Source organism: Psychromonas sp. Urea-02u-13, assembly GCF_002835995.1.
Classification (GTDB): Bacteria; Pseudomonadota; Gammaproteobacteria; order Enterobacterales; family Psychromonadaceae; genus Psychromonas.
Genome location: NZ_PJBZ01000090.1, coordinates 1 through 20,668, shown reverse-complemented (window position 1 = coordinate 20,668; position 20,668 = coordinate 1). Strand labels below are relative to the sequence as shown.

General features: G+C 38.5%; 18 protein-coding genes and 1 pseudogene. 12 read left to right on the top strand and 7 right to left on the bottom strand.

What is annotated here, in order from left to right:
* Both CXF74_RS17295 and CXF74_RS17290 read left to right on the top strand, forming a co-directional pair.
* A complete protein-coding gene (locus CXF74_RS17295; protein WP_101083779.1) occupies window positions 1-690 on the top strand; it encodes an acylneuraminate cytidylyltransferase family protein in 690 nt (229 codons plus the stop codon).
* The gene (locus tag CXF74_RS17290) at window positions 690-1,460 is read left to right on the top strand and encodes an oxidoreductase (protein WP_101083778.1); all 771 of its coding nucleotides are present in this window, start codon (window positions 690-692) and stop codon (window positions 1,458-1,460) included. The genes CXF74_RS17295 and CXF74_RS17290 overlap by 1 nt, the downstream gene beginning before the upstream one ends.
* 23 nt (window positions 1,461-1,483) lie before the next feature.
* Here the strand turns inward: CXF74_RS17290 and CXF74_RS23150 are convergent.
* The 5 genes and pseudogenes from CXF74_RS23150 to rfaD form a co-directional block, all read right to left on the bottom strand.
* Window positions 1,484-1,774: pseudogene (locus CXF74_RS23150) on the bottom strand (CatB-related O-acetyltransferase); the annotation flags it as partial.
* A gap of 500 nt (window positions 1,775-2,274) precedes the next feature.
* Entirely contained in the window at window positions 2,275-3,252 is a 978-nt protein-coding gene (locus CXF74_RS17280; RefSeq protein WP_101083777.1) for a polysialyltransferase family glycosyltransferase, read from the bottom strand.
* A 29-nt stretch (window positions 3,253-3,281) separates the two neighbouring features.
* Window positions 3,282-4,541 (bottom strand): lipid IV(A) 3-deoxy-D-manno-octulosonic acid transferase, encoded by a 1,260-nt coding sequence (gene waaA / locus CXF74_RS17275; protein ID WP_101083776.1) that lies wholly within the window; start codon window positions 4,539-4,541, stop codon window positions 3,282-3,284.
* Complete coding sequence (gene waaF / locus CXF74_RS17270) at window positions 4,535-5,605, bottom strand: lipopolysaccharide heptosyltransferase II (protein ID WP_101083775.1); 1,071 nt, start codon at window positions 5,603-5,605, stop codon at window positions 4,535-4,537. Before waaF ends, waaA begins: the two co-directional genes overlap by 7 nt.
* Before the next feature lie 8 nt (window positions 5,606-5,613).
* A complete protein-coding gene (gene rfaD, locus CXF74_RS17265; protein WP_101083774.1) occupies window positions 5,614-6,564 on the bottom strand; it encodes an ADP-glyceromanno-heptose 6-epimerase in 951 nt (316 codons plus the stop codon).
* A 145-nt stretch (window positions 6,565-6,709) separates the two neighbouring features.
* Between rfaD and glpE the strand changes: the two genes are divergently transcribed.
* The 8 genes from glpE to CXF74_RS17225 all read left to right on the top strand — a co-directional run bounded on the left by glpE (window position 6,710) and on the right by CXF74_RS17225 (window position 15,687).
* Window positions 6,710-7,036, top strand: coding sequence for a thiosulfate sulfurtransferase GlpE (gene glpE, locus CXF74_RS17260; RefSeq protein WP_101083773.1), 327 nt, complete (start codon window positions 6,710-6,712; stop codon window positions 7,034-7,036).
* Window positions 7,033-7,383, top strand: coding sequence for a DUF6572 domain-containing protein (locus CXF74_RS17255; RefSeq protein ID WP_101083772.1), 351 nt, complete (start codon window positions 7,033-7,035; stop codon window positions 7,381-7,383). Before glpE ends, CXF74_RS17255 begins: the two co-directional genes overlap by 4 nt.
* A gap of 246 nt (window positions 7,384-7,629) precedes the next feature.
* A complete protein-coding gene (tkt, locus tag CXF74_RS17250) occupies window positions 7,630-9,624 on the top strand; it encodes a transketolase (RefSeq protein WP_101083771.1) in 1,995 nt (664 codons plus the stop codon).
* Between the two features lie 601 nt (window positions 9,625-10,225).
* Entirely contained in the window at window positions 10,226-11,212 is a 987-nt protein-coding gene (locus tag CXF74_RS17245) for a phytanoyl-CoA dioxygenase family protein (protein WP_101083770.1), read from the top strand.
* Between the two features lie 28 nt (window positions 11,213-11,240).
* Window positions 11,241-12,569 (top strand): DUF6271 family protein, encoded by a 1,329-nt coding sequence (locus CXF74_RS17240; RefSeq protein WP_198552904.1) that lies wholly within the window; start codon window positions 11,241-11,243, stop codon window positions 12,567-12,569.
* A 1-nt stretch (window position 12,570) separates the two neighbouring features.
* On the top strand, window positions 12,571-13,842 hold the full coding sequence (locus CXF74_RS17235; RefSeq protein ID WP_101083769.1) for a type III PLP-dependent enzyme: 1,272 nt from the start codon (window positions 12,571-12,573) through the stop codon (window positions 13,840-13,842).
* A complete protein-coding gene (locus tag CXF74_RS17230) occupies window positions 13,832-14,332 on the top strand; it encodes a GNAT family N-acetyltransferase (protein ID WP_157822440.1) in 501 nt (166 codons plus the stop codon). Before CXF74_RS17235 ends, CXF74_RS17230 begins: the two co-directional genes overlap by 11 nt.
* Window positions 14,332-15,687: an MATE family efflux transporter gene (locus CXF74_RS17225; RefSeq protein WP_101083767.1), complete on the top strand. Its 1,356-nt coding sequence runs from the start codon at window positions 14,332-14,334 to the stop codon at window positions 15,685-15,687. Before CXF74_RS17230 ends, CXF74_RS17225 begins: the two co-directional genes overlap by 1 nt.
* 45 nt (window positions 15,688-15,732) lie before the next feature.
* Here CXF74_RS17225 and CXF74_RS17220 read toward each other — a convergent pair whose 3' ends face one another.
* Together CXF74_RS17220 and ilvD are read right to left on the bottom strand one after the other, a co-directional pair.
* Complete coding sequence (locus tag CXF74_RS17220) at window positions 15,733-16,788, bottom strand: winged helix-turn-helix domain-containing protein (protein WP_101083766.1); 1,056 nt, start codon at window positions 16,786-16,788, stop codon at window positions 15,733-15,735.
* 325 nt (window positions 16,789-17,113) lie between these two features.
* Window positions 17,114-18,952: a dihydroxy-acid dehydratase gene (gene ilvD / locus CXF74_RS17215; protein ID WP_101083765.1), complete on the bottom strand. Its 1,839-nt coding sequence runs from the start codon at window positions 18,950-18,952 to the stop codon at window positions 17,114-17,116.
* Between the two features lie 258 nt (window positions 18,953-19,210).
* On the opposite strand from ilvD, the gene CXF74_RS17210 reads away from it, so the two are divergent.
* Window positions 19,211-20,230 (top strand): M23 family metallopeptidase, encoded by a 1,020-nt coding sequence (locus CXF74_RS17210; protein WP_101083764.1) that lies wholly within the window; start codon window positions 19,211-19,213, stop codon window positions 20,228-20,230.
* Window positions 20,131-20,493 (top strand): bactofilin family protein, encoded by a 363-nt coding sequence (locus tag CXF74_RS22675; protein ID WP_232772566.1) that lies wholly within the window; start codon window positions 20,131-20,133, stop codon window positions 20,491-20,493. Before CXF74_RS17210 ends, CXF74_RS22675 begins: the two co-directional genes overlap by 100 nt.
* Window positions 20,494-20,668: the final 175 nt, after the last annotated feature.

Here is a 20,668-nt window from a genome sequence, read left to right as displayed (position 1 = left end):
ATGAAAAATTTTGCATTTGTTTTTGCTCGAGGAGGCTCGAAGGGGCTACCGGGAAAAAATATCAAACCCTTAGCTGGAAAACCACTATTACAATATTCCATTGATAGCGCAATTGCTTCACCATCAATCGATAAAGTATTTGTTTCAACCGATGATCATAATATTGCTAAAGTTGCCATCGAATCAGGCGCTATTTTAATTGAAAGACCTGCTGAACTGGCAACAGATACTAGTCCTGAATGGCTTTCTTGGCGTCATGCAATTGTGTGGGCAGAAGCGAAGTACGGGAAATTTGATGGCTTTGTTAGTTTGCCTGCGACAAGTCCACTACGTGGAATAGAAGATGTAGAAGCAGCAATCGAGAAACGTAAAAAAGTGGATGCTGATATTTGTATTTCGGTGACACCTGCAAGTCGCAGCCCTTTCTTTAACATGGTTAAAAGCACTCAAGACGGATTAGTTGAGTTGGTGAATAAACCAGAGTCAGATGTTACTCGTCGTCAAGATGCTCCTGACGTTTTCGATATAACAACCGTTGTTTATGCAACAACTCCGCAGTTTGTATTAAACAACTACGGGCTATTTTCGGGCAAAGTAACGAGTATTGAAGTGCCGAAAGTACGAGCTGTGGATATTGATGATATTTATGATTTTAGAATGGCAGAAGCTATTTTACAGGATAATGATTAATGAATAAGTTATTAGAAAACAAAACAATATTGATTGCTGGTGCTGGTGGCTTGCTAGGGACGCGCTTAGTGCCCGCAATTCTTGCTCAGGGTGGTAAGGTTATTGCTGCTGATATTCATATAGAGGCAATGACAGCCCGTTTAGACTCTCTAGGGATAGACACTACAACTGATAACTTAACGCTTACGACATTAGATGTGACGAGTGAAGATAGTGTCAGTCAATTGTTTTCGACATATACAGAGATTGATGGTGCGGTAAATTCGACCTATCCAAGAAATAAAACCTATGGAGCGCACTTTTTTGATGTTTCATTAGAAAGTTTCAATGAAAACTTATCGCTGCATTTAGGCAGTGCATTCTTATTTACTCAGCAGTGTGCAAACTATTTTAAGCAACATGAAAATCCACTCTCTTTAGTGAATATTTCATCAATCTATGGTGTTGTTGCGCCTAAATTTGAAATTTATGACAATACTCCAATGACCATGCCTGTTGAGTATGCTGCAATAAAATCGGCTATTCAGCACCTTAATAAATATACGGTCGCTTATATTAATGACAGCCGTTTCCGCATTAACTGTGTAAGCCCTGGTGGTATTTTTGATCATCAACCTGATGCTTTTTTAGAAGCATATAAGGCCAAAACACATGGTGCAGGTATGCTTGATGTAAAAGAGGTTGTTGGATCTGTTTTGTTTTTATTATCAGAACAATCTCGCTATGTCACGGGACAAAACATTATTGTTGATGATGGATTTAGTTTGTAATAAAAAAGGCCGTTAGGCCTTTTTTATTGCGTTTCAATATTTTCTAGGAAAACTTGAGGTGTGTCCATGTATGGGATATGACGTTTAATCTTTTCATCATTCCAGCTCCACCATTGTGATTTTATTAGCTTATCAATTATGGATGATTCAAATCGATATTTAATTAATTTTGCAGGTATCCCTCCGACAATTGCGTAAGGTGCAACGTCTTTACTTACTACTGCACCAGCTGCAATGATAGCACCATGGCCAATCGTTATCCCTGGTAATAAAATAACGTTTGCTCCGATCCAAACATCATTACCAATATTTATTTTTCGGGTATTTGCAATGTGACTAATCGGTTTATCTTGTTCTATAAAACCGATTTTTTTACTGTAGGAGAATGTGTTGGTAGAGACCATTGATATTGGGTGATTGCCTGCTACTGTTACGTTATCAGCAGAAATATTGCAGAATGCGCCAATTGATTCAATTAAGGGGGTTTGCTTCCAAAATTGTTCATAACCTGTTGAGTATTTACCTACAGTGAAGCCGAATAATTTATCTGAGATGTATCGATAACCTTCTTTAAACTTACCATGTTTGTCACGGCATGTTTTGCGTCGTAGATAATTTAATTTAAAGATTAAATATGGATTAAATGTTTTCTTTCCACGTTTTCGGTCTGCGAGCAAATAACCGTATTTATCTAAGATAAATCGCTCTTTTTTTGAAAGATTGTACTGTGGCATAATTATAAAATACCTTAAATGTCATCGTTTAAATAGCTGGAAACTAGCGTGTTTTTTTGGTTTTTTCTTCTTAACTTTTTCTAATTGTCAGTGGAGAGGAAGTAATTATTTAAATAATTTTGTATGCGTTTATCTCGCTCACCTTGTGCAGCTGATTTTTGATCAACTAATTGAATCGATGAGCTAGGATAAATTTTGGATAATGTGTAAAGCGCAGTGGAGGATAAACCGATAATATTTTTAGGCATGATCCTACTTTTTGATAATTCAATTTCAATTGGGTAACTTGGCTGGTGATATGTAATATTTTTTAGTTTTTTTACTTGCTCTGAAACATGAGTAGACTCTGTTCTGTGTGGAATGTATAACACTGGGTAATCAGAACCTTTCTGTGATGATTTAATCATCTCGATATATTCATCGATATTAATTCGGCCTTTTTCATCAACGCTGCCTTGTCCTATGAATATATCGTAAGGAGTGAACTGTGTTGTTTGATGTTCAACATTGGATTTTAACGTTTCAAGAGTATTTTCTCTATATTTTATAACGCAGTTTGGAAATTTAAAAATTGAAAAAATTTCTGTATTCTCAAAAAAAATGAGTTTACCAATGGGTTTTATTCCTTGTAAACGAAGTTGGAAGTCTTGTAACCATCTTGGGCGATAAAAAGTATTCTTGGGCTCTATATGATCGTAGTAATCAAAAAATGTCATGGTGCCGTCGTCAAAAAATATGTGCTTTCTAAAGGGTAAGTTGCGGATTATAAGCTTTGAACGCCATGCGAAATACTCACTGTAGAATAGAGTTTCTAGATTGCTACTACATAGCTGGTTTATGGCTTTGATTATTTTTGGAGTGATAGATGTCCGTCTATTACGAGGGAAGCTAATCACGGTATCCCAGTCCTGTTCATTGAACAGTGCGCTCATCTGTTTTTGACCGATTGGATTATTTTGCTCAATAAGTACTAGGAGGTTATTTTTAGTTTTATAGGTCTCTCTTGCTTCGTTAGCGCAAATATATTGAAAAGGTGAAGTGACAAGAAATACGTTCATAAAAGCCTAATCCAGTGAGGTAAATATAATTATTGACTAAGTGTAATGGTACGTTTTAGAGACCCTTGATTACATTGTACAACAGTCTGGGCCGCAAGCTTTATCGCACTACAATTGTTTTTATTTGTAATTAGCTGAGATACTGTGTTGTGAATTTCTTTATGCTTACAAACTAAAATTCCTTGTTCTAATAATAGCTCTTCTACAATCCCTTTAAAATTATAATAGCTCGGCCCTATCACTACAGGGACACCTAGTGCAGCAGGTTCTAATACATTATGCCCTCCTACTTTATCACCAAGTAAGCTTCCGCCCATGAAGCAGACATCTGCAGCCCCCATAAGGACAAGCATTTCACCCATGGTATCACCAAGGTAGACTTGAGCATCTTCGGTGATATTTTCATTTGAGGTGCGTCTTATGCAATTGAATCCAGATCGTTTGGTCAGTTCAAACATATTATCAAAGCGTTCAGGGTGGCGGGGAACCAAAATCAAAAGTGCTGTAGGGTGTACTTTTAATATCTCTTGGTGTGCATCAAGCACTTGCTGATCTTCACCTTCATGGGTACTGGCTGCAATCCATACCGGTCGTTCATTGCCTAATAAATTACGTAAACCTGTACCTTGCTGTTTGATGTTATCTGAGATTTTAATATCAAATTTGATTGAGCCAGTAACGTACAGTCGCTCTTTGTTAATTCCCAGACGTTCGAAGCGATCAGCGTCTGCTTGAGTCTGGCACAACACTTTGGTTAAGTGTTTACTTAATCCCGTAAAAAGAGGCTGAACTTTGGCGTAACCTTGGCAAGATTTTTCAGATAAACGTGCGTTAACCACATAAATAGGAATATTAGCTTTACCAACGGAATGTAACGTATTTGGCCACAACTCTGTTTCAATAATCAGCAATTTACTTGGCTTAACTGCTTTTAAAAAACCGTTAACTGCAAATGAAAAATCAATGGGCATATAGCGATGATCAACTAAGTCACCAAGTTTGGCAATTTGCTCTGCACCAGTGCTTGTTGTTGTTGTTACTACAATTGGTTGGCTAGGGTTCTGCTCTTTTAATGCTTTGATTAATGGCGTTGCGGCAATGGCTTCACCAACAGAAACTGCATGAATCCAAAGTGGCTGCTCATTTTTTTCTAGTGTTGGTGTGTAGCCGAAATGTTCTTTCCAGCGAGAACCAAATGCTGGCTTATGTGGTTTTTTCTTATACAAAGAAAACAATAAAATAGGAGAAAGTAGTGCTAATAATGTTGTATAAATTAGCCTAATTAACATAAAGTTACCTGGATTATAGATTCATCCGAGGCATTTTTAGTGCTAATTATATCGATAACTAATTGTGGACTAAGCTTGGTTAAACATTTTAAATGTTTAAATTCACATTCACGCTTAAAACAAGGACGACATTCAATATCAGTGCTTACAATATCAACTTTTTCAGCTAACGGTGGTGTATATTGGGGAGAGGTTGAACCATAGACCCCCACTACATGACACCCAACCGCTGCTGCTACATGCATTAAACCTGAATCATTACTGACTACGGTTTTACAAGCAGCTAATAAGTCGACCGCTTCAATCAAACTTGTTTCACCAGCTAGATTAAAAACAGCGCTTTGATTATCTGCATCAACTAATGACTTTATTTTTTCAGTCGTTTCTTTGTCTTTTACAGAACCAAATAACCAGACTTGATGACCTTGATTGATCATTGCATTAGCGACGTTTGCATAATGCTCAACAGGCCACTGTTTTGCCGGGCCAAATTCAGCACCAGGACATAAACCAAGTATTGGCTTGTCTCGGAACAATGAAAATTTTGTTAGGGTTGCTTGCTGTATTTCAGGATTAATAGATAACTTAGGTCGAGGTAAGTTGGTTAATCCACCAAGTGACTCTGAATTAATCATCTCATGTTTTGGATGAGCGAGTGCTACGTAGCGTTCAACCATATATTGAAATGATTTTTTATTGGAGCGTAAATCAGTCAATAGTCCATAGCGCATTTCGCCTTTCCAACCAATACGCTTAGGGATGCCTGCAAACCATGGAATAAGTGCAGATTTTGCTGAGTTAGGGCAGATATAAGCGTGTGTATAATTATTAGCTTTGAGCTGTTTTCCTAACTTACGACGGCCGAATAGATCTATGTCTCCATGGCCTAATGGCATTTCAATCGCTTGATTCACTTCAGGCATGCGCCCCAGGATCGGCTTACACCACGCTGGCGCCATCACATCAATGATCGCGTTAGGGTTTTGTTGCTTTAGAGTGATATAAAGTGACTGAGACATCACCATATCGCCCACCCATGAAGGGCCTATAATTAGAATTTTCATTAATTATATTATCTATTTAACCAAGCCATGTATTTAGCAGTACCATCTGCAACCGAAGTAAACGCCGCCTCATAACCCGCTGAGCGTAAATTCGTTAAATCTGCTTCTGTGAAGCTTTGGTAGTGACCTTTTAAATGGTCTGGAAATGCAATACGCTCGATTTCTGCGTTACTGCCTTTCTCTTCACTGTGGAATTTAACCACCGCTTTACCCACTTCTAAAAACGACTGTGCTTGGCCGGTGCCTAAATTGAAAATACCTGAAACGGCATTATCAAGGAACCATAAGTTTACTTTACAAACATCACCCACATAAACGAAATCACGTTTGTGTTCGCCTTCAAATAATTTTGCGTTTTCGCCGGCATTAATTTGGTTGTTCAGGTGGAAAGCGACACTTGCCATACTGCCTTTATGTTGTTCGCGTGGACCGTAAACATTGAAGTAACGGAAACCAACAATTTGTGGCAAGGTTTCGCCGTGCGCTTTTGCGTCATCCCAGATGCGACGAACATATTGATCGAACTGGAATTTTGAGTAACCGTAAACGTTTAATGGTTTCTCAAATTGTAATTCTTCTTTGAAGGTATCGTTGCCACCGTAGGTTGCGGCTGATGATGCATATAAAAAGGCAATGTCACGTTCAATACAGTAATGCAGTAGATCTTTTGAGTATTCGTAATTGTTTTCCATCATGAATTTACCATTCCACTCGGTCGTTGCAGAGCAAGCACCTTCATGAAAAATCGCTTCTACATCACCAAAGTCTTGGCCAGATACGATTTGTGTAATGAACTCATCTTTGTCCATGTAATCCATAATTTGCAAGTCAACAAGATTAGTAAATTTTGCACCGTCTGTTAGGTCGTCTACAACAAGAATGTCTGTAATACCTCGATCGTTTAACGATTTAACAATATTGCTACCGATAAATCCCGCGCCGCCTGTGACTATAAACATAGAATGACCTTAATAAGAGTAAATGTGATGAAATATGCAAACGTGCTATTTTAGTGCATGATACCTGCAGATAAAAGAGATATCAGTATTTTATATGCTTCTCTTGATGCATTTTAAGCAAAAACTTATGAAAAAAGGAATGGATATGTCCACATTTAAGCTAATAGAAATAGCTGAAACAAAGCAACGCTTACAGAGTGAAGAAGCTATTTTAGTGGATACACGTGATCAACAGTCATTTGCAGCGGATCATGTGAAAGGCGCTTTCAATTTAAATAATGACACACTGAAAGAATTTGTTGATGCTGTGGAATTTGAAACACCGGTTTTTGTGGTTTGTTATCATGGCAACAGCAGTAAAGGTGTCGCGCAATATTTAGCTGAGCAAGGTTATGAAGATACTTATAGTGTCGAAGGTGGCATGACACTATGGCGTGAATTATTTCCAGTCGAAAGTGAAGCTAAACTATGAGTGTTGTTGATACAGATAGCATTGATGCTATTGGGTTAGATAAAGAAGCCAAACGCATCTTTTTAACCATTATTGACCCTTTAACGTGGGATGATAAAAATGTGCATCTGTTTACCTTACAAGAGAAGATAAATACCTATTTGCATTTTATTGACTCGGGCGAGCTATTAACGGCGATGCCTGAAAGTGAAGGTTGTGATATTGCCATTGAACTTATTTTAAAACATATGCCCAGTGATGAGGCGATCGGTTTTTTTGATAAGACCATGCAAATTCTCTTTGATAAAGGCATTGTCTTGGTTTTTGGTCCCAATAAAGACACGGGTTATGTAGAGCAACAGTCTTAATTTAACCTTTTTTATTAGGGCCTCTCGGTCCTTTTATTTTAACTCCCTCGCTTTCTTCTTTATTAATACCGACTGCAATAATAGATAGCCCAGCTCGTCAATATCAGTGACGCCATTGTGTTGATAATAATTTTGTTAAAATATGTGACTAAATTGTAACTTTTTCATTGCAAATCACCCCCAAATCTTGGGATAATCGCGCGCAATTATCGCTGTTTTATCAACCAACCCCTATCGGAGAGTTTTATGTCTACACCTTCAAGACAAGAGTTAGCTAACGCCATTCGTGCTTTAAGCATGGATGCCATTCAGAAGTCTAATTCTGGTCACCCAGGCGCACCAATGGGAATGGCAGATATTGCACAAGTATTGTGGACTGATTTTTTAAAGCATAACCCGACTAACCCAGAATGGGCTGATCGTGACCGTTTTATTCTTTCTAACGGCCACGGTTCAATGCTTATTTACTCTCTATTGCACCTAACGGGTTACGATCTTTCAATTGACGATCTTAAAGATTTCCGTCAACTGCATTCAAAAACACCTGGTCATCCAGAATTTGGTTACACTGCGGGTGTTGAAACAACAACGGGTCCACTAGGCCAAGGTCTTACTAACGCTGTTGGTATGGCAATTGCTGAAAAATCATTAGCCGCTTCTTTTAATAAAGAAGGCCACGAGATTGTTGATCACCACACATACACTTTCTTAGGTGATGGTTGTTTAATGGAAGGTGTTTCTCATGAAGCATGTTCATTAGCGGGTACATTAGGTCTTGGTAAACTAATTGCATTCTGGGATGACAACGGCATCTCTATCGATGGTGAAGTTGAAGGTTGGTTCACAGACGATACGCCTAAACGTTTCGAGTCTTACGGCTGGCACGTAATCTCTGTTGACGGTCATAACCCTGAACAGATTAAAGCTGCCATCATTGCTGCAAAAGCGGAAACAACTAAACCTACAATGATTTGTTGTAAAACAATCATCGGTTTTGGTTCTCCAGCTAAGCAAGGTACACATGACTGTCACGGTGCTCCACTAGGCGCTGATGAAATCATTGCTACACGTAAAGCATTAGGTTGGAACTACGGTGATTTCGAAATTCCTGAGCATGTTTATTCTGGTTGGGATGCTAAAACACAAGGTCAAGCTGCTGAGCAATCTTGGGATGAGAAATTTGCTGCTTATGCATCTGCTTACCCTGAACTTGCTGCTGAATACAAACGTCGCGTAAGCAACGAATTACCCGCTGAGTGGGAAGAAAAATCTTCTGCTTACATTGTTGATTTACAAGCAAACCAAGCAAACATCGCAACACGTAAAGCATCACAAAACTGTATCGAAGCATTTGGTGCAATGTTGCCTGAGCTTTTAGGTGGTTCTGCTGATTTAGCACCGTCTAACTTAACAATGTGGTCTGGTACTAAAGCAATCACAGCTGACGATGCATCTGGTAACTACATCCATTACGGTGTACGTGAATTTGCAATGGCCGCTATCATTAACGGTATCGCATTACACAGAGGTTTTGCACCTTACGGCGCTACTTTCTTAATGTTTATGGAATACGCACGTAACGCACTACGTATGTCTGCATTAATGAAGCAACGTTCAATTCAAGTATTTACGCATGACTCAATCGGTCTGGGTGAAGATGGTCCAACGCATCAGCCAGTAGAGCAAATCGCTAGCTTACGTTTAACACCAAACATGAACACATGGCGTCCATGTGACAGCGTTGAATCTGCTGTTGCTTGGAAATTTGCAATCGAATCTTTTGATGCACCAAGTTCATTAATCTTCAGCCGTCAAAACCTAAAACCACAAGCACGTGACGCGCAGCAGTTAGCTGACGTTGCTAAAGGTGGTTATGTCTTAATTGATTCAGCAACTCCAGCTGAAATTATCCTAATCGCAACAGGTTCTGAAGTTGAACTAGCAGTTCAATCAGCTAAAGAACTAACAGCACAAGGTAAAACGGTACGTGTTGTTTCTATTCCTTGTACTGAGCAATTCGAATTACAATCTGCTGAATATAAAGAGTCTGTATTACCAGCTGCTGTTACTAAGCGTGTTGCTATCGAAGCGGGTATTGCTGATTACTGGTATAAATACGTAGGTCTAAACGGCGCGGTTGTAGGTATGACTACCTTCGGTGAGTCTGCTCCTGCTGATAAACTTTTTGAAATGTTTGGTTTCACAGTTAAGAACGTAGTTGAAACAGCTAACGCTCTATAATATCTAACGATATAAATAGTTGTTTATTAAACCGCGCTTGTCGCGGTTTTTTTGTGCCTGCTATTCATATTATTTTAAGTGAGCATTATATGGGGGATAGAGAAATTAAGGCGGAGTGAAGATTCCTTTACAAATAGTCAATAGAGCCTCTTAACTAGCCTTCAGCGTTATCATTTATCCCTATGATTGATACCAACACCTCTTATATTTCCAATGTATGGACAACACACTTTAAGGTAATACTCAAAGCGAGACTTTGTTATTCTTATCTGTTTCATAATATGAAATAGAGGAATGCAATTGAGTTAAAAGTCTAAATATGTTGATTTTAGATCTTTTTTAACTTTTTAGATGCTTAAATTACATTTTTATATTGATGTCTTTTTCTTTGTAACACGCTGTTTTTATGTGTTTTATGTGTGCCTTTCAATTGTCATTTAATTTATCAATCTGTTAACAAAAAACCAACATTTCCTTTTTCTTAAATAAAAAATTAATAAAATAAAATCAATTTTATTTTATTAATTGGTTAAGAAAAGACGAAAATTAAAGAACAAACTAGCTTCAGTTTTTAAATCGAATCAAAACAGAAGCGAGTATTATGAAAGAAGTTAATCACAAATATATTAGTGAAGATGGTGAAATTTATATCTTAGATACACCTCTGCATAAAATAACGAAGAAGTTTCCTCTTAAGGTTTTATCTAAAGAGGATTGGAAGCATTGGAAAGAGTACGGTTATATTGTTATTAAAAATGCAATCTCTAGTGAAGAAGCACAAAGCACATTTGATTTTGTTGCTGACTTTCAAGGCATAGATACTAATGATACAAGCACTTGGTATCCACAAAAGCAGTTTGCTAGTGAACTAGAGCGAGACTTATATGTTTATGGTTTTGCTGAAACTTACCAACATCAACTTTTATGGAATAACCGTCAAGCTGATCGTGTCTACCAATCCTTTGTGGATATCTGGGATTGTGAAGAATTATGGGTCACTTTAGACCGTGTTAATTTAAATCCTCCCAATAGAAATAACCGTGATCGCGCGCTAATAAAAGCAACGGAAAAAGGCTTTGATATATCACTACATTGGGATGTTGATACTTCTCTTAAGGTCCTGCCACAACGTGTACAAGGCATTATTGCATTGAATGACTCTCAACCTGAGCAGGGAGGTTTTCAATGTTGTCCTGAATTATTTAATAAATTTGAATTTTGGAAAAAAACTCAGCCAGCAGATAGAGATCCACTTCGTCCGAAAATAGACCCCAATGAATACCCTATTGTGATACCGCAACTTGAAGCGGGTGACTTGCTTATCTTTAACGGTTTTCTTGCGCATGGCGTAGCCGCTAACTTATCAGAGAGTGGAATTCGTTCAGTGCAGTACATTTCGATGATGCCTGCCTTAGAAAAAAATACACCATTGAAAGAGTCGCGCATTAATTCTTGGAATACATTAAGCACCCCCGAGTGGAATAAAACCTTAGTGGGAGACGCGGATCTGCATGAATCACTTCGCTATGGCCCCGCAGAACTTAATGCATTAGGTAAAAAATTACTTGGCTTAGATAGCTGGAACTAACTCTTAATTATTTGAATAGGTGATAATAATGAAAAATATTTGTTTATGTATACCCACTAATCGAGAGTGTGTAAATACCATCGCTTTATTAGCTGAAGAAGCACAATATGCGACTAAGCACTTTGATGTGTTTGTTTATCTACTAATATTAGATACCTCCGAAGGGCAAGCTTTAGTCGCTAACCAAGTGGCGGTGGCTAACTTAATAGCCTCTGAAAATATTCAGGCAAAACACTTGAATAACGTTGAGCAGGGAAATTTTTTAGAAAACGTAATGATACAAGCAGGCATGCACAATATTGATAAATTTATGGATTTAATGCTGCCATCACAAGTTTCCTATGGAGCTTGTACAAACCGCGCATTTTTAATTAGTACGGCGTTAGGCTGTGACTCAATACATCGTCGTGACTCAGATAGTCATTACCAAGTTAATAACGGAAATAAAATATTTCCTATTCATAATGAGCTGATGTCTTTAGGTAAACGGGCTTCACAAGTTCTGGACTGTGTTGATCATTCTAACATCACTGTTGAACAAGAAGCGATGCCAGTTTCAATTGTAGGCAGCTCTTTTATCGGTGAGATGTCAGTGGATATCCAGGAGATCAATGATATTAATCCCGCTGCTTATCAAAAAATAGTTGGTCTATGGGCACCACACGATGCAACCGCGCAGCAAACGAAAGAGTTAGTGGATGAGTCATTCAAAGGGGGTGGTAATACCGAATTTAGCGGTGATGTAACATATTTAGGCTGTGCTGATCCAATGCAAATTGATATGTGCAATGTTAGTTTTTATAAGGTACACCAAACGGTGCCGTTACCACCTGCAAAATGTGTTATTGGCTCTGATTATTTTCTTTTGCACCTTATTCACGATACTAAGTTACCCGGGGTGGTGCACAACCGCCATATTGAAAATTTTTACACTCCAGAAAGACGTACCGATACAGGTTTTATGGACTACCAATTTCGCTTGGTTAAATTCTTTTTATCAATGCCTTACTTTTACGCTATTTACAGTGCAATGGAAGAGCAAGGGCAATCGTTATTAGATAATGACTATCAAGTAAACAGTGCGCAATTAGTGACTTTAATTGAGCAGAGCACAACCATAAACCAGCAACAAAATAGAGACAAAATACAGGTGTTGATCGAGGAGTATAAAAATCTCGGAGGCAGATATACAAAATTTTCTGATTTGTTAATTGTCGAATCGGATCAATTAGTCGAGCAAGCCAAACAAGATATGCATGACTTTGCTTTGTTAAGTCAGCACTGGCCAATACTGAGTAAAACTGCACAACTTATGGATATCAATTCAAATTTAGTAATTACTAGTAAGGAAAAATAAAATGTTAAATACACAAATGAAACAGGCACTCGAATTAGGTAATCAAGATAAAATCCTCTTTGACCTACCTGGAGTGGAAATGAAATATGATGAACTTCAATCGCGCTTACCTAGCGTTGAAATTCGCTTTGCGATTAAATCCTGCCCGTTAACACCTGTGCTTAATTGCCTGGCAAATAAAGGCTCTGGATTTGATGCTGCGAGTCCTAATGAAATATTGCAGGCGATAAAGACTGGCGCGCAGATTAATAAAATTCACTATGGTAATACCATCAAATCAGACCAACAAATTCAGCAAGCTTTTTCTCTGGGTATTACTGATTTTGTTACCGACAATATGGCGGATATGCAAGCGATAGCAACTAATGCACCTGGTAGCCATGTTTTTTGCCGTTTAGCAACCAATGGTAAAGGGGCTGTATGGGGATTAAGCCGAAAATTTGGTTGTTCAAATACGGATGCGATTAATATTCTAACAAAAGCTAAAATTGCAGGATTAGTGCCTGCTGGATTATCGGCACATATAGGCTCGCAGCAAATGAAAGCGAAATCTTGGGTTGATTTTTTGACCTATGTTGGAGAAACGCTTATGCAATTAAAAAGCAAAGGTATTAATCTGAAATACATCAATATTGGTGGTGGTTTTCCTGCTATCGGTTATATGGATAAAACAGGTAAAAATCTGACTCCTCCGGTGGATGACATTTTTGCAGCTATCCGCGATGGCATAAAAAAAATACAGCAACAGGCGGGTTATCCAATTCGCTTTATGATGGAGCCAGGACGTGCATTAGTTGCAGACCAAGGAGTGATTCGAGCACATGTCACCCGTCTTACTGAGCGTGAGCAAATGAACGGCGAAAAACAAAATTGGTTATATCTAAGCTGTGGCAAGTTTAATGGATTATATGAGACCGATGCCTTGCAATATCGTATGGTTTTTCCTGGTAATAATGAGACCTCACAGGTTTCTGCCATTGTTGCTGGACCGACCTGCGATAGCGATGATGTATTTAATAGTGAGGAACATTTAATCTCGATACCTCAAAACTTAAAATCGGGTGATCCTGTTTGGTTACTTTCTTGTGGCGCTTATTCCACCAGTTATACCACGCAAGGTTTTAATGGTTTTGAACCATTAAAACATCACTTTATTCATAGTGCTGATATTGAATCACGTATTAAAAACAATACACGATTAAATGAACTTAAATCTAAGTTATCTGTTGTTTCTTTAGATGTTGAGTACAGTGAAGTTAGTAATGAATATTAGACAGATAACTGAATTTGATTGGCCTGCTCTACTGGAATTAGAAGGGCAGGCCTACAGTGAGTCTTTGGTGGAAGGGGAAGCCGTATTACATTCAAAATTTAATCTTTCAAGACAAACCTGTTTGGCGTTAGAAAATGAAAGTAAACTCATTGGTTATGTATTAGCTTTGGCGTACCCTCATTTACATTTTCCTGTATTAGGTATGGCTGAACAGAGATCTTATCAATCAACTAACTTACATCTACATGACTTAGTGATTGATTCGACTCATCGTGGAGGTGGGCTGGCTAAAAATCTGTTTCAACAGCTTAAACACAGCGCTGCTGAATTGGGTTATGTGCAAATTTCATTAGTGGCTGTTAATGGTTTAAGTCTTTTTTGGCAAGGTTTAGGCTTTGTTGAAAGTGATAAGTTTTTGGATACTACTGCTTATGGGGAGCATGCTCAATACATGTCTTTGCTACTGAATAACATTAAGGAAGTTAATTAATGTATTCAGCTAATAACATAAAATTTATCAAGCAATTAATTTTAATTGCTTTTCCAATTAGTTTACAAGTTTTGCTATTTTCCTCCAGAAATTTGGTTGATATTATGATGCTCGGCCAGTTAGGCGATACTGAAGTGGCAGCGATTGGAGTGGCGGGTCGGGTCTCTTACATTGCTATTTTATTATTTATCGGGGTGGCAACGGGCGGGGGGATTTTACTGGCGCAATATTGGGGTAAAAAAGAGCTTAATGGTTTGAAGCAAACTTTCTCTTTAACCTTAATGTGCTCATTATTTATAGGCGCTTTAATTGCGTTTAGTTTTTATTTTTTCCCGCATAGCATTATGGGAATATCTACCGAAGCGAATGATGTCATTGAACGCGGAGCGGGTTATTTAAAAATAACGTCATTAGCGATGTTATTTTCAGCTATTGGGGTGATATATGCAGCTGGATTAAGGTCGATTAATCAAGCTGGCATTAGTACTTTTTTTAGTTGTATTGGTGTCGCGCTGAATATCGTACTTAATTACATCCTTATATTTGGTCACTTCGGGTTTGCTGCAATGGGTATTGAAGGGGCTGCAATTGCAACCTTAATCAGTTGTTCTGTCGAAATTTCTTTGTTGCTACTGTATATTTATATAAAAAACAACATTCTTGCTTTGCGTCCTAGCGATGTTTTTCACTCGTTTCAACGCTCTGAGTTGTTTAAATTAATTAAACTATCTGCTCCGGTGACCATCAATATGCTGATCTATTCTGCAGGGTTATTTTTCTACAGCGTTATTTTTGGGCATATAAATACTCAAGCATTAGCTTCGCTTACGGTTATGATCCCAGTTGAGTCAATGGCAACGGCGCTGTTAATTGGAGTGGCAACAGCAACCTCTGTGGTATTGGGTAATGAGATTGGTTCGGGAGACACTGAGCGTACTTATCAGCATGCTTGGCTTGCAACTATGTTAAGTTTATTCGTTGGCGTGATCACTGCGGCTACCATGCTTTTACTCTCTCCCTATGTGTTTAGACTTTTTTCAGGTTTAGATGAAGAAACATTAGCAATTAGCCAGTCATTTTATAATCTACTCGCGTTAGGGGTGGTCATTCGTAGTCTGCCCTTAAGCATGATCATTGGTGTATTGCGATCGGGAGGGGACAATAAATTCTGTCTTTATCAGGATGTTTTTGCGCAGTGGGTTATTGGGATTCCTCTAGTTACAGTATTAGCTTTTTATACTGAGGTTTCGTTAGCCATCGTATATTTAGCCATCTTTTCCGAAGAAATTATTAAGGTGGTTCTATCTACTTGGCGGATACAGTCTAAGGTCTGGATTAAAAGTTTGATTGATTAAATAAAAACTAGCGTACATTGGTACGCTAGTTTTTATTGGTTGTGTTTATCCTCCTAAATACTCTTTTTTTCTTTCCATAAATGCTTTTTTTATTGCCTGCGACTCTGCAGGTGGAAAATTATAATAGGCTCTTAAAGCATCATTATATTTTGGGAAATCGGGTATAGGTTGATCTTTAACTAGTAACTTAAAAACATTTTGCAGGATCTCATTATTAACATATTCATGATTGTTTTTATCGACCTGATAATATTTAGACCATATTTGAAAGTCTGTGTTGGAATCAATTAAATCTAGGCGCATATCAAACTCCCATTGCGTTTTGACATTCACACTTAATGATAAGATGTAATCGTATCGACTTAGTTCTTGATTACGTACCTTGCAATTATTTTTGAGCTGTAATTCGTTACATAATCTAAAGTTAATCACTTGCATTTTTTTTAAGTTAGCAAAGCTATTTACTAAACTTTCGGAAGCAAAATCTAACGTTTTATAGCTAGGATCTTCGGCATCTGGCCTATGTATTGGTGTGATCGCGAGAATGAGCAGAGCAGGTTTTTCTGCGTGTAATTTAAAGCTTAATATGCAGCTGATAACGATTAAGGAAAAGATAATAAAGTAAAGGATTTGTGTTTTTTGTTTTTTTAATTTAGTTCTAAGATGCTTTTTATTCACTTTAGCTGGCGGTAATTTTTTTGGGGGGGGAGAGTTCGGCTGGTTTTCTCGCTCTTTTTGTTCTTTTATATCTAATATTTCCACCGACGCATTTAATTTATAACCTTTCTTAGGAATGGTCGATATATACTTTTCTTCTCCTACTCTGTTACCTAACGCTTTGCGTAGCTGTGCAATGCTTTGGTAAACAGAAGAGTCTGACACGACCCTTCCTGGCCATAGGGCGTTGAGCAGTTTTTCTGTACTTAATACTGTACTTGGGTTTAATGCCATGAAAACCAATAAGTTCATTACTTGTGGTTTGAGGTTAATAGTACAGCTTTCTTTAATTATTTTATTTTCATCAATAACTGCAAGCCATTCACCAATGCGAATATGTTGCATTTTTTTATCTTTTATTATCTGTAATGTTTGTTGCACCATTTATCACCTCTGCTGGTGTTTGCCTAATGAAGCGCTAGTTGACAAGAGATGTGTATTTTATCTTTTTGATTTTAATTAAACAAAGGCATTTCTTTGCTAAATACTTCTTAAGTAATTATTTTATATTGTTATTTCAGTATCAAGTCACTTTATGATGGTTTATTTATTAATACTCATGAGGGGGAGAGTATAGGTCGGTATTTTGTTCGTTAGAGGGAACTGAATTTATTAGTTGCTTTTCTATTTCTAGCTGGGCATTAAGGTAAAATTTAAAAGCCAGTAACGAATGAACGAAACTGGCTTTGATACTGAGTTAGCTGTTAGCTTATCTTAGTTTTCTGATATCGCGCACTGCGCCTTTATCGGCTGATGTTGCCATCATAGCGTAAACTTTTAACGCGGCAGTAAGAGGACGAACACGACCGATTGCTTTCCAACCGATAACGTCTTGTTGAACGCGACGCTCTGCAAGTTCTTCATCAGATACTTTTAAGTTCATTTCACGTGTTGGAATGTTGATATCAATAATGTCGCCATTTTTGATTAAACCAACTACACCGCCAGCCGCCGCTTCTGGTGAAACGTGACCAATTGAAAGACCTGAAGTACCGCCAGAGAAACGACCATCGGTGATTAAGGCACACTCTTTGCCAAGTCCCATTGATTTAAGGTAACTGGTTGGGTAAAGCATTTCTTGCATACCTGGACCACCTTGTGGGCCTTCGTAACGAATAACAACCACATCACCCGATACAACTTTACCGCCTAAGATAGCTTCAACGGCATCATCTTGGCTTTCGTATACTTTTGCTGGACCTGTAAAGGTAAGGTTATCGTCATCAACACCGGCTGTTTTAACCACTGCGCCATCAACGGCCATATTACCAAACAATACCGCTAAACCACCTTCAGTACTGAAAGCGTTTTCAAGCGAGCGGATACAACCATTCTTACGGTCATTATCCACAGTATCCCAACGGCAAGACTGACTAAATGCGCGTACAGTACGAATGCCTGCAGGGCCTGCGCGGTAAAAATCAATGACAGCTTGGTCTTTAGTTTGCATGATATCGTAATGCGCTAACTGCTCTTTCATCGTCGGGCTAAGAATCGTTGGAATATCACTGTGTAATAAACCCGCTCTGTCTAATTCACCTAAAATAGCCATTACACCACCGGCGCGATGTACATCTTCCATATGGTATTCTGGCGTAGAAGGGGCAACTTTACATAGCTGTGGAATACGACGAGACATTTTGTCCATATCGGCAACCGTAAAGTCTAATTCTGCTTCTTGTGCGCAGGCGAGTAGATGCAAAATAGTGTTCGTTGACCCCCCCATCGCGATATCCAGTGCCATTACGTTTTCAAAGGCCTTACGACAAGCAATTGAACGTGGTAATACAGTGTAGTCATCTTGTTCGTAGTGGCGTTTAGTCACTTCAACAATGCGTCGGCCTGCATCTAAAAACAGTTGCTCGCGATCAGCATGTGTTGCAAGCATTGAACCGTTACCTGGCAGTGATAAGCCTAATGCTTCGGTTAAACAGTTCATTGAGTTTGCAGTAAACATACCTGAACATGAGCCACAGGTCGGACAAGCGCTACGCTCTACTTTTGCAACGTCTTCGTCTGAAATATTCTTATCTGCCCCCATTACCATTGCATCAACTAAGTCTAATTTGATGATTTGGTCTGAAAGTTTGGTTTTACCGGCTTCCATTGGTCCACCTGAGACCATGATCACTGGGATGTTAAGGCGTAAACCTGCCATTAGCATTCCCGGTGTGATTTTGTCACAGTTAGAGATACAGACAATTGCATCTGCACAATGTGCATTAACCATGTATTCGATTGAATCAGCAATCAAATCACGTGACGGTAAGCTGTAAAGCATGCCCGAGTGACCCATCGCAATACCATCATCAATCGCAATTGTGTTAAATTCTTTAGCGATACCACCCGCTTTTTCGATTTCACGAGCAACTAATTGGCCCATGTCTTTTAGATGAACGTGGCCCGGTACAAATTGAGTGAACGAGTTAGCGATAGCAATGATTGGTTTACCGAAATCATCATCTTTAACGCCCGTTGCGCGCCATAGGGCACGAGCACCTGCCATATTACGGCCATGTGTTGATGTTTTTGAACGATACTGTGGCATGTTGAATTCCTTTATCTTATTAATTGATTTCATTAAATCTAGTTATGCGTTCATCATAACAAAATCATAATAAAAACGGGTGAATAAATTAAAAGCAAATGTAGAGTAAACGGAGGAAATACAAGCATTAACGTTGTTAAAATTAGTGGCTAATACTGTTTTTAACGGATTTTTTCTGTAAAAATAGCATATAATAGTTTCTAAGAACCGCTTTATAAAAGCGGATTGTTACCTATTATAGGATATTTAGGATCTCACGTGGAAAATTCATTTTACTTCTCATTTTCAACGCATCGTCGCAGTTATTCATTGCGACTTAATCGGCGCAAAACGCAGTGGACTGCTATGATAATTGTGGTGGTTCTGATTGCGCTTATTGTTAGCTTGAAGTTGCTGGTTAATGTTAATTCAAAGCAGAGTGAAAGCATGTTTTCTTTGCTGGGTAATGTGAAAACATTACAAAGTAATAACGAAAGCTTGTTTCAAGCAAATCTGTCACTGAGCGCCGATGTAGGCCAAAGCAATGAACTGTTCGAAGCGGTGGACGCGCGCATTGGTTTATTGGAGCAATTGGTGTCCGAAACAGACCAAGAAGCAGAGCAATTACATAACCCTGATTACTTCTCTCGTATTGAGTTGGCGAGCTTGAGTTACAAGCATCGTTTAAATATGCTCAATTGGTTGCCTAACGGTAAACCACTTGATTATCATCGTATTTCTTCGAGTTACGGTAAGCGTTTGCATCCTATTAGCCTGCGCCGTTCTAAACATCGTGGCATTGATTTAAGCGCCCGTAACGGGACGCCCGTGTATGCGCCAGCCGATGGTTTTGTTGAATATACGCGAAAAAACCATAATGAAGGTTATGGCAATATGATCCGCATTACTCATGGATTGGGTTTTATGACGTTATATGCGCATCTAAAAACACTTAAAGTAAAAAATGGCCAATTTGTTAAGAAAGGGCAATTAATCGCGTTAAGTGGAAATTCTGGCGCGAGTACGGCGCCACACTTACATTACGAAATTCGTTTTTTAAACAAATCATTAGATCCGAAGCCCTTTATGAATTGGCATATCGGTGATTTCGACTCAATTTTTCACATAGTAAAGGATGTTCCATGGGATTATTTAAATCTTCAACTGCACAATCTAAGCACGCTACCAGCACCTCTGTTATCGCAGCTGGAGTCGCAATTAAAGGCACCATCAGAATTGAAGGACACCTCCATATCGACGGAAGCGTTGAAGGAGACGTTTATTCCAATAGCAGCGTAACGATTGGAAAAAGTGGCATTTTCACAGGAAAATTACACAGCAAGATTGTATCGGTAAGTGGGAAATTTAATGGTGAATGTCATAGTGACTCTATCGCGGTAAAATCCACGGGTGTTGCTACGGGCAAATTGTTAAGCAACGACTTAGTGATTGATAAAGGCGGGGTATTTAACGGACAAAGTAGCGCATTGGCCGATGCCATAGTGACTGATATTAAAATGGAAGTGGCTAAGCAAGAAAGTAAAAAAGCCAAAGCTTCTTAAGTTATACACGGCAAGAGCATTATAAATGGTATTGACACATGTACTTTGTTTCAAAAACAAACAATTCAATATTGGAATGGATAAATTAACATCAAGTTCAACACTTAGATAATCTGACTGTTTAAAAACGAACCACATTGTGGCTGTTATTTGCACTGTAATCGTACAATAAACC

What these genes read in the sequence shown, in the direction of transcription:
- CXF74_RS17245 (WP_101083770.1), top strand. Translation starts at nt 10,226, where the DNA reads ATGAAAGAAGTTAATCACAAATATATTAGTGAAGATGGTGAAATTTAT.
- CXF74_RS17290 (WP_101083778.1), top strand. Translation starts at nt 690, where the DNA reads ATGAATAAGTTATTAGAAAACAAAACAATATTGATTGCTGGTGCTGGT.
- CXF74_RS17230 (WP_157822440.1), top strand. Translation starts at nt 13,832, where the DNA reads ATGAATATTAGACAGATAACTGAATTTGATTGGCCTGCTCTACTGGAA.
- CXF74_RS17235 (WP_101083769.1), top strand. Translation starts at nt 12,571, where the DNA reads ATGTTAAATACACAAATGAAACAGGCACTCGAATTAGGTAATCAAGAT.
- waaF (WP_101083775.1), bottom strand. Translation starts at nt 5,605, where the DNA reads ATGAAAATTCTAATTATAGGCCCTTCATGGGTGGGCGATATGGTGATG.
- CXF74_RS17295 (WP_101083779.1), top strand. Translation starts at nt 1, where the DNA reads ATGAAAAATTTTGCATTTGTTTTTGCTCGAGGAGGCTCGAAGGGGCTA.
- CXF74_RS17220 (WP_101083766.1), bottom strand. Translation starts at nt 16,788, where the DNA reads ATGGTGCAACAAACATTACAGATAATAAAAGATAAAAAAATGCAACAT.
- rfaD (WP_101083774.1), bottom strand. Translation starts at nt 6,564, where the DNA reads ATGTTTATAGTCACAGGCGGCGCGGGATTTATCGGTAGCAATATTGTT.
- CXF74_RS17280 (WP_101083777.1), bottom strand. Translation starts at nt 3,252, where the DNA reads ATGAACGTATTTCTTGTCACTTCACCTTTTCAATATATTTGCGCTAAC.
- waaA (WP_101083776.1), bottom strand. Translation starts at nt 4,541, where the DNA reads ATGTTAATTAGGCTAATTTATACAACATTATTAGCACTACTTTCTCCT.
- CXF74_RS17255 (WP_101083772.1), top strand. Translation starts at nt 7,033, where the DNA reads ATGAGTGTTGTTGATACAGATAGCATTGATGCTATTGGGTTAGATAAA.
- CXF74_RS17240 (WP_198552904.1), top strand. Translation starts at nt 11,241, where the DNA reads ATGAAAAATATTTGTTTATGTATACCCACTAATCGAGAGTGTGTAAAT.
- glpE (WP_101083773.1), top strand. Translation starts at nt 6,710, where the DNA reads ATGTCCACATTTAAGCTAATAGAAATAGCTGAAACAAAGCAACGCTTA.
- ilvD (WP_101083765.1), bottom strand. Translation starts at nt 18,952, where the DNA reads ATGCCACAGTATCGTTCAAAAACATCAACACATGGCCGTAATATGGCA.
- tkt (WP_101083771.1), top strand. Translation starts at nt 7,630, where the DNA reads ATGTCTACACCTTCAAGACAAGAGTTAGCTAACGCCATTCGTGCTTTA.
- CXF74_RS17225 (WP_101083767.1), top strand. Translation starts at nt 14,332, where the DNA reads ATGTATTCAGCTAATAACATAAAATTTATCAAGCAATTAATTTTAATT.